Source organism: Achromobacter sp. RW408, from assembly GCF_003184165.1.
Lineage (GTDB): Bacteria > Pseudomonadota > Gammaproteobacteria > Burkholderiales > Burkholderiaceae_B > Achromobacter > Achromobacter xylosoxidans.
Genome location: NZ_QHHO01000040.1, coordinates 228,725 through 237,304 on the forward strand (window position 1 = coordinate 228,725; position 8,580 = coordinate 237,304).

An 8,580-nucleotide genomic window follows, 5' to 3' on the forward strand; every position below is an offset into this window, starting at 1 on the left:
TCCCGTTCTGCTGGTAGCCACGCTGAGCGCCTGCGCCAACACCGGAGCCCCGCGTTCCTCATCCTCATCCGCCGCCTCCAGTTCCGCCAGCTCGCCCGCCACGTCCGACAGCTCCTCCGGCGCGTCGTACGGATCGCCCTCCACCCAGGCCGGCGCCCGCAAGACCTGCGACGCCGCCCCGCTGCAATCCCAGATCGGCCAGAAAGCCACCCAGTCCGTCCTGGAAGACCTGCGCACCCGCAGCGGCGCCGCCACCGCCCGCATCCTGCGTCCGGGCCAGTTGGTCACCATGGAATACAACGACACCCGCCTGAACCTGATCGTCGACGACAAGGACGTGATGACGGCGATCCGCTGCGGCTGAAATCCCGCCATTCACGGCGCGACGGGCGCAACGGGCACACCCGCCCCGCGCCCGCTTTTTTCCAGACGGCGCGGCGGCCCGCGTCGTCCACGGAATTCTCCCCGCGGCCGCCCCGCCCGCGGACATCCATCCCCCAGAGAATGACCGGCCGGCTCGACAGCCAGGGCCGGCCTGGCGCGCAACACTTTCCCTGTCGCGATCGCCTTCCTGCAAGCCCGATCCACAAATCGTCCCGCCAACGCTTGACCCTTACGTAACGTCATGCCCAAAAGTTCGGCCTGCGCCATCAATGAAGGAACCCCATGCGACTGAAAGTAGGAGAACTGGCCAAGCGCAGCGGACTGACCGTCCGCACGCTGCACCACTATCACGCGATCGGCCTGCTGACGCCTTCGGCGCGCGCCGACAACGGCTACCGGCTCTACGGCCGCGACGACATCGCCCGACTGCACCAGATCCAGGCATTGCGTCGCTTCGGATTGCCGCTGGCCGAGATCGGCGCCTACCTGGACCAGCCCGGCACGCCGCTGGACGAGATCATCGCCAGACAGATCGCGATGCTCGACAGCCAGATCCAACACGCCAACCGGCTGCGCGAACGCCTCGCGCAGTTGCAAGGCCAGTTGGCGATGGGAGCGGAGCCGGAGCTGGCCGATTGGCTGACCACTCTGGAACTGATGAACATGTACGACAAATATTTCTCCCAGGAAGAACTGGCGCGTCTGCCCATGTACCGCCGTGGCCCGAACGACGACGCCGGCTGGCTTGCGCTGATCGCCGACGTGCGCCGGCAGATGGACGACGGCGCCCCGCCCGAGGACCCGCGTTCGCAGGCGCTGGCCCTGCGCTGGATGACGCTGCTGCTGCGCGACACCAACGGCGATCCGCGCCTGCTCGTGAAGCTGAACCAGATGCACGAACGGGAACCGGCCATGCAGGAACACATCGGTATCTCGCCGGCCATGCGCGACTACATCGTGCGGGCGTTCTCCGAAAGCAAGCTGCGGCTCTACGAAAAACACCTGACGCCGGACGAGGCCCGGTTCATGCGGGCGCATTATCACGACCGCGCCGGCGAATGGCCGGCCCTGATGGCGCGGGTGCGCGACGCGATCGATGCCGGGCAGGCCCCCGACTCGGCCGCCGGCCGCGAACTCGCGCGGCAATGGCTGGAACTGTTTTGCAGCTACGCCGGCAACGACCCCGCGACCCACGCGAAATTCCGCCACGCCCTGATGACCGAGCCCGAACTGACCGCCGGCACCTGGGCCGATGACGCCACGCTGGCTTTCATGCGCCAGGCGATGGGCGCATTGACGGCGGCGCGCTAAGCGGCGTCGGCGTCCGCGGACACGGACGCCGACGCGGTTACGGTCGAGGTCGCGGCGACAGTCGCGGCCGCGACCGCGCTACCAGCGCGCCGCCTGGACGAAATCCACGAAGGCGCGCAGCGGCGCCGGCAGATAATGCCGGCCCGGAAAATACAGCAAGGGGCCGGTGAAACTGGGCCACCAATCCGCCAGCACCGGCTCCAGTTCGCCCCGATCCAGGTACGGCCGCAGCCAGTCCTCGAACAGGTAGACCACCCCGGCGCCCGCCACCGCCGCATCGACCGCCAGGTCCACCGCTGCCCCCAGGCTGACGATCAGCGGACCATCCACCTCCACCGTGACGGACTCGCCGTCGCGTTCAAACGCCCACGCCGGCATCGCGCCGCTGGTGAAACGGCCGCGCAGGCACAGGTGCTGGCGCAGGTCTTGCGGATGCCGCGGCTGTCCATGCCGGGCCAGATACCCCGGCGCGGCGGCCACCGCCATCCGCTGGCGCCGCGGCCCGATCGGGATGGCCACCATGTCCTGGTCCATGCTTTCCTCGTAGCGGATGCCGGCATCGCAACCCGACTGCAGCAGCTCGACAAAACGATCGTCGACGATGACCTCCAGCCGGATCTCCGGATACTGCGCCAGGAACGGCGGCACAATGCGCGGCAGCACCAGCCGGGACGCCGCCAGCGGCACATTCAGCCGCAGCCGGCCCGCCGGCCGGTCACGGAAACTGTTGGCCACGTCCAGCGCCGACTCGACCGCGTCCAGCGCGGGCGCCAGTTGCTCCAGCAGGCGCTGCCCGGCCGCCGTGGTCGCCACGCTGCGCGTGGTGCGGTTCAGCAGCCGCAGGCCCAGCCGGGCTTCCAGCCGGCGCACGGCTTCGCTCAACTGCGACGCGCTGGTCCCCGTCTGGCGCGCCGCGCCGCGAAAGCCCCCATGCGTGGCCACCGCCACAAAGGCGCTGATGTCTTGAAGGTTGGACATGGCGGGTCCCGATTGTTCGCTATTTCGCACAAGCTGTGCGATTACCAGGGATTGTCGCACGCAGCGCGCCGCCCTAGACTCGCTTCATTCCCTCCCTGGAGCACGTCATGACCTCGATTCAACAAGCCGGCGCCTACCCGCTGGGCGACCTGACCGTCAACCGCCTGGGCTACGGCGCCATGCAACTGGCCGGCCCCCACGTGTTCGGCCCGCCCAAGGACAAGGCGCAGGCCCTGGCGGTGCTGCGCGAAGCGCTCGAACTCGGCATCAACCACATCGACACCAGCGACTTCTACGGCCCGCACATCACCAACCAGCTGATCCACGAAGCGCTGCACCCCTACCGCGACGACCTGGTCATCGTCACCAAGGTCGGCGCGCGCCGGGGCGACGATGCCTCGTGGCTGCTGGCCAACTCCCCGGCCGAACTGGAATCAGCCGTGCACGACAACCTGCGCAACCTGGGCCTGGACGTGCTGGACGTGGTCAACCTGCGCCTCATGTTCGACGTGGCCGGCCCCGCCGAAGGCGACATCGAACCGTCCTTCACCACCCTGGCCGAATTGCAGCGCAAGGGCCTGATACGCCACCTGGGCCTGAGCAACGCCACCGCGCGCCAGGTAGCGCAGGCGCGCGGCATCGCCGACATCGTCTGCGTGCAGAACCAGTACAACATCGCGCACCGCGCCGACGACGCGCTGATCGGGCAGCTGGCGCAAGACGGCATCGCCTATGTGCCGTTCTTCCCGCTGGGCGGCTTCTCGCCGCTGCAATCGGCCACGCTGGAGCGCGTGGCCGCCGACTGCCAGGCCACGCCGATGCAGACCGCGCTGGCCTGGCTGCTGCAACGCTCGCCCAACATCCTGCTGATCCCGGGCACCTCGTCGGTCGAGCACCTGCGGCAGAACGCCGCCGCGGCCAGCCTGGCGCTGTCGCCGCGGGCGGTGGCCGAGCTGGACGGGATCGGCACCGCGGGCTAGTTCAATGGGCGCGGTTGACCAATCCGCCGCATAGTGGCACCTTACCCCGAAGTGCCACGCCCGGAACCCCCACTTGGACCACCCACAGCCCCTCGTCACCGTCGACGCCGTCCTGCTCACCCTGCGCGAGACCGGCCTGGAAATCGCCCTGCACCCGCGCGACCGCGCGCCGTTCAAGGGCGCCATGGCCTTGCCCGGCGGCGTGGTTCACGTGGACGAAGACGCCAGCACCGAGGGCAGCATCCGCCGCGTGCTGCGCGAGAAGACCGGCTTCGAGCCGCGCTACCTGGAACAGTTGCAGGTGTTCTCCGGCCCTGGCCGCGACCCGCGCAAGTGGTCGCTGTCCGTTTCCTACGTGGCGCTGGTGCCGGCCGCCGAACTGGAGGCCGCCCCGGCGGGCTTCCGGTTCGTCAGCGTGGACGCGCTGCCGCCGCTGGCCTTCGACCACGCCGATATCGTCGCCGCCGCCGTGACCCGCCTGCGCGGCAAATCCAGCTACTCCACCCTGCCGTTCTTCCTGCTGCCCGAACGCTTCACCCTGACCGAGCTGCAGCGCACCTACGAAGCCATCCTGCAAACCACCCTCGAGAAATCGAACTTCCGCCGCAAGATGGAAGCCTGGGACGTGCTCGAAGCCACCGACGACTACGCGCTCGGCGCCCAGCGTCCCGCCCGCCTGTACCGCCTGAAAGACTTCGCCCTGTTCGACCGCAGCGTCGGCTAACCCCGCGCCCGATCCCGCCTTAGTTGCAAACAAACAATAAGTAGGCTTATACTCGCCTCACTTAGTTTTACTTTGCCACTAAGGCTGCATCATGTTCACCATCACAGCGGTAGTAGAAGGACAACGCCACACCGACACGCCCCGCGCGTTCGTGTTTCCCGGCGGCGAAAGCCAGGTCACGGTCCCCGCCGCCCTGCAGGCCCACGCCGACGCGGCCAGCGAATTCCGCATCCACGCCCTGCTGAAATCGGCCGACGACGTCATGCAACTGCTGATGCTGACCGACGCGCTGCGCCGCCTGAACCCGGCCGCGCCGGTGCACCTGGACATGCCCTACGTGCCCTACGCCCGCCAGGACCGCATCTGCAATCCCGGCGAGGCGCTGGGCGCGGCCGTGTTCTGCAAGCTGATCAACGACCAGCAATACGCCACCGTCAGCGTGGTCGAACCGCACAGCGACGTCACCCCCGCCCTGCTGCAACGCGTGCGCGTGGTCGACGCCGCCGTCTTCCTGAAGAACGCGCTGGCCAACCCCGCCTTTGCCAACGGCGTGACCCTGATGGCGCCCGACGCCGGCGCCCGCAAGCGCGTGCAGGCCCTGGCCAAAAAGCTGGGCGTGGCCGACGTGCGCTACGCCGAAAAGGTGCGCGACCCGCAGACCGGCCGCATCACCGAAACCCGCGTGCCCGACGACATCCCCGCGCAACCGGTGCTGGTGGTCGACGACATCTGCGACGGTGGCCGCACCTTCCTGGAACTGGCCAACGCCCTGCGCGACAAGACCGACCAACCGCTCTACCTGTATGTCACCCACGGCATTTTCAGCAAAGGCCTGGCCGAGCTGAACGCCCGCTACGCCGGCCTGTACACCGCCTACGACTGGACCGCCGCCGAAGGCCCGGGCGCGCCCGTCATCGTCAACCCGATCGAAGCCGCCGACGCGCTCGCCACCGCGGCCAACTGAACATCTAGCAGGAGTCCACACCATGAATGCCCCCGCCCCCGTCGCCACCAAGAACGGCATCAACCCCTTGCTGCAAGCCGACTTCTACAAGACCGGCCACCCCTTCCAGTACCCCAGGGGCACCAACAAGATCCTGGCCAACTTCACGCCGCGCTCGGCCCGGCTGGCGCCGGTGCTGCCCGAATTGTTCGACAACAAGATCGTCTGGTTCGGCCTGCAAGGCTTCATCAAGGAAATCCTGATCGACCTGTTCAACCGCGAATTCTTCGGCAAGCCCGCCGGCGCGGCCGTGCGCCAGTACCAGCGCCGCGTCGACAACGCGCTGGGCAAGGGCGCGGTCACCGTCGATCACCTGCAAGCGCTGTACGAACTGGGCTATCTGCCGCTGGAAATCCGTTCCCTGCCCGAAGGCGCCCGCGTCGACATCCGCGTGCCGCCCGTCACCTTCGTCAACACCAGGCCCGAATTCGCCTGGCTGGTCACCTACATCGAAACGCTGTTCAGTTGCGAATCGTGGAAGCCGTCCACCGTGGCCACCATCGCCTTCGAATACCGCAAGCTCCTGACCTACTTCGCCCGCCTGACCGGCAGCCCGATGGACTTCGTCAACTGGCAAGGCCACGACTTCTCGATGCGCGGCATGGCCGGCCTGTACGACGCCCGCAAGAGCGGTGCCGGCCACCTGCTGTCGTTCACCGGCACCGACACCATTCCCGCCATCGACTACCTCGAAGACCTGTACGGCGCCGATTCCGACCGCGAACTGGTCGGCGGCTCGGTGCCCGCCACCGAACACTCGGTCATGTGCCTGGGCAGCAAGGAAGGCGAAATCGAAACCATCCGCCGCCTGGTCACGCAGGTCTATCCGGCCGGCATCGTGTCGGTGGTGTCCGACACCTGGGACTTCTGGCAAGTGGTCACCGACTTCGCCGCCGCGTTGAAGCCGGAGATCCTGGCGCGCCAGCCCGATCCCTTCGGCAACGCCAAGGTCGTGTTCCGCCCGGACTCCGGCGATCCCGTGAAGATCCTGACTGGCTACTTCTGCACCGACGTGCCCAGTGTGGAAGACGCCGCAGCCCTGGCCGCCGCCCGCCGTGACGGATTCGAAGCCGTGCGGGATATCGAGACTGGCCGCTACTGGCGCCTGGACGACGACGCCCGCGCCAGCCAGGCGCTGCGCGAGGCCGAAGTCAACGGCGCGGTGCAATGCCTGTGGAACATCTTCGGCGGCGTCGTGACCGAGCGCGGCTACAAGCTGCTGGACCCGCACGTCGGCCTGATCTACGGCGACTCCATCACCCTGGCGCGTGGCCGCGACATCCTGGCGCGGCTGGAGAGAAAGGGTTTCGCGTCGGGCAACGTGGTCCTGGGCATCGGCTCGTACACCTATCAATACCTGACGCGCGACAGCTTCGGCTGGGCCTTGAAGGCAACGTATGCCGAGGTCAATGGCGAACCGCAGGAACTGGTGAAGGACCCGGTCACCGACTCCGGCGTGAAACGGTCGGCCAAGGGATTGTTGCGGGTCGATGAGACGGCGACGGGGTATGTGTTGCACGACCAGCAGACGCCGGAGCAAGCGGCTGGCGGCGCGCTGGTGCCGGTGTTCCGGGATGGGGTTCTGCTGGTGGAGCAGGATCTGGCGCAGATCCGGGAACGGTTGCAAGGGTCTTGGGTTTGTCCGGAGCCGGGGAGTATTGATTGGGGTGGCCGCTGAATGCGCGATGAAGCATGAGGCCACGCCATTATTTCAACATCGAAAAATCTGGTCTGACTTTCTTGCCACCCCTTATTGACAAGTCGCCTACTGGCGTTAACGTTCGCATCAGCGATGGGTGCGGCCTGAAGAGCGCCCAACTTTTAAAAGTGTCTCTACGGCGTCTCTCTTTTCGGCGATATTCCTACAACACCCCAACTAGACCGGCACATCCCCCCAATGCACTATCATTAGCCAAGCCACAGCCAGCTATTATTAGAACCAATAATTAACCCAAGAACCACCAGATTGAAAATTTGCACAAAAAACTAGACCGAGCACCCACCTTTTCACTTTAGAATCATCCCTTAGAAGCCAACCCAATCAAAACATGGCCTCGCATAAAAAAGCAGATACGAAATCACACTTTATCAATACAACAACTATAATCAACGAAAATCCGATAGCCCTCACAAAACTAGCAATACAGAACAATAATATAAAATTACGCTGATTTTTTACAAACCCAAAATCCAATACAGCACCACAAACAAACAAACAAACAAAAATGAAAACCCTATACCTCGATCACAATATCATTATTGACATCAAAGATAACAGAAAACCCGATTTCGTTCATAGAATTAACACCCTGGACAAGAAGGACTATCAGATTCTTTTCAGCCCCGCGCACATTGAAGAGATAGCTGCATTAAAAATGCGCCACGGCAACAACGACGAGACAGTTAACTCGTTTCTCGACAAACTGGGCAATATTACAGACTCAAAGGCGCTCTTGCCTTTTGAGAGGCGCGACACCGTTCAACGGAAAAGAGGTGGAATCTACGTTTCTGAGGAACATCCAAAAACCACTTATCATAGAGTCATCGAGCATTACGAGAACAACTCAATAGCCGAAGAACATCAAAAAGAAAAAATTTCCCGGGGCGAGGAGATTCAGAGAAGGACAGGAATCACATCTTTAGAAACAAATTTCATAAATATCCAGGAAGAAATCGATAGATTCAAGCCAAAACTTCATCAAATAATAATTAACAATTACCCTTCACTCCGCCAATCCTACCCGGGTCTTCTTCGATCTCACCCTCCCCTTTGCAACGAGATAAATTTTAGTCACTTAGGGAAGAAATTTCCTCTACACGAAATGACAATGGAGAAAATTTTCGAATTTCTTGAAGCAAGAAGATATTATCCAGACAAATCAACTCAATTCCTATCCGGCTTACATGACACGACACATGCGATATATGCAGCGTATTGTGATATTTTTATAACAAACGACAACAAGTTAAAAAACAAAACCAAGGCAACGTACAATTGGCTTGGCATCAAAACTCTAGTTCTTAACCCTAACGAATTCATCGAACACTTAGACAATAGATCCAGCGATTGAATTCCATGTAGTGTCTTCAGCAACGCCACGCCTCCAAAATAGGATAATGTGGCGCAAATATCTTGCGCGAACACGACCTGACCGAGCACATCGCCGCGCAGGTCCATAATCACGCGGCCCACCCTACCC

General features: G+C 63.3%; 8 protein-coding genes. 7 read left to right on the forward strand and 1 reads right to left on the reverse strand.

What is annotated here, in order from left to right:
* A partial coding sequence (locus tag DK459_RS30965) for an I78 family peptidase inhibitor (RefSeq protein WP_233256783.1) occupies window positions 1–364 on the forward strand: 364 nt, incomplete at its 5' end.
* Between the two features lie 302 nt (window positions 365–666).
* The gene (locus DK459_RS08650) at window positions 667–1,695 is read left to right on the forward strand and encodes a MerR family transcriptional regulator (protein ID WP_070539893.1); all 1,029 of its coding nucleotides are present in this window, start codon (window positions 667–669) and stop codon (window positions 1,693–1,695) included.
* 78 nt (window positions 1,696–1,773) lie between these two features.
* Here DK459_RS08650 and DK459_RS08655 read toward each other — a convergent pair whose 3' ends face one another.
* Entirely contained in the window at window positions 1,774–2,673 is a 900-nt protein-coding gene (locus DK459_RS08655) for a LysR family transcriptional regulator (protein WP_070539890.1), read from the reverse strand.
* Between the two features lie 107 nt (window positions 2,674–2,780).
* Here DK459_RS08655 and DK459_RS08660 point away from each other — a divergent pair, with 107 nt between their 5' ends.
* The 5 genes from DK459_RS08660 to DK459_RS30375 all read left to right on the forward strand — a co-directional run bounded on the left by DK459_RS08660 (window position 2,781) and on the right by DK459_RS30375 (window position 8,451).
* On the forward strand, window positions 2,781–3,653 hold the full coding sequence (locus DK459_RS08660) for an aldo/keto reductase family oxidoreductase (protein WP_054514430.1): 873 nt from the start codon (window positions 2,781–2,783) through the stop codon (window positions 3,651–3,653).
* Between the two features lie 73 nt (window positions 3,654–3,726).
* On the forward strand, window positions 3,727–4,377 hold the full coding sequence (locus tag DK459_RS08665; RefSeq protein WP_070539887.1) for an NUDIX domain-containing protein: 651 nt from the start codon (window positions 3,727–3,729) through the stop codon (window positions 4,375–4,377).
* Window positions 4,378–4,468: 91 nt separating this feature from the next.
* The gene (prs, locus tag DK459_RS08670; RefSeq protein WP_070539885.1) at window positions 4,469–5,341 is read left to right on the forward strand and encodes a ribose-phosphate diphosphokinase; all 873 of its coding nucleotides are present in this window, start codon (window positions 4,469–4,471) and stop codon (window positions 5,339–5,341) included.
* 22 nt (window positions 5,342–5,363) lie between these two features.
* Window positions 5,364–7,058: a nicotinate phosphoribosyltransferase gene (locus DK459_RS08675; protein WP_070539882.1), complete on the forward strand. Its 1,695-nt coding sequence runs from the start codon at window positions 5,364–5,366 to the stop codon at window positions 7,056–7,058.
* 547 nt (window positions 7,059–7,605) lie between these two features.
* Window positions 7,606–8,451, forward strand: coding sequence for a hypothetical protein (locus DK459_RS30375; RefSeq protein ID WP_131726996.1), 846 nt, complete (start codon window positions 7,606–7,608; stop codon window positions 8,449–8,451).
* Window positions 8,452–8,580 lie beyond the last annotated feature (129 nt).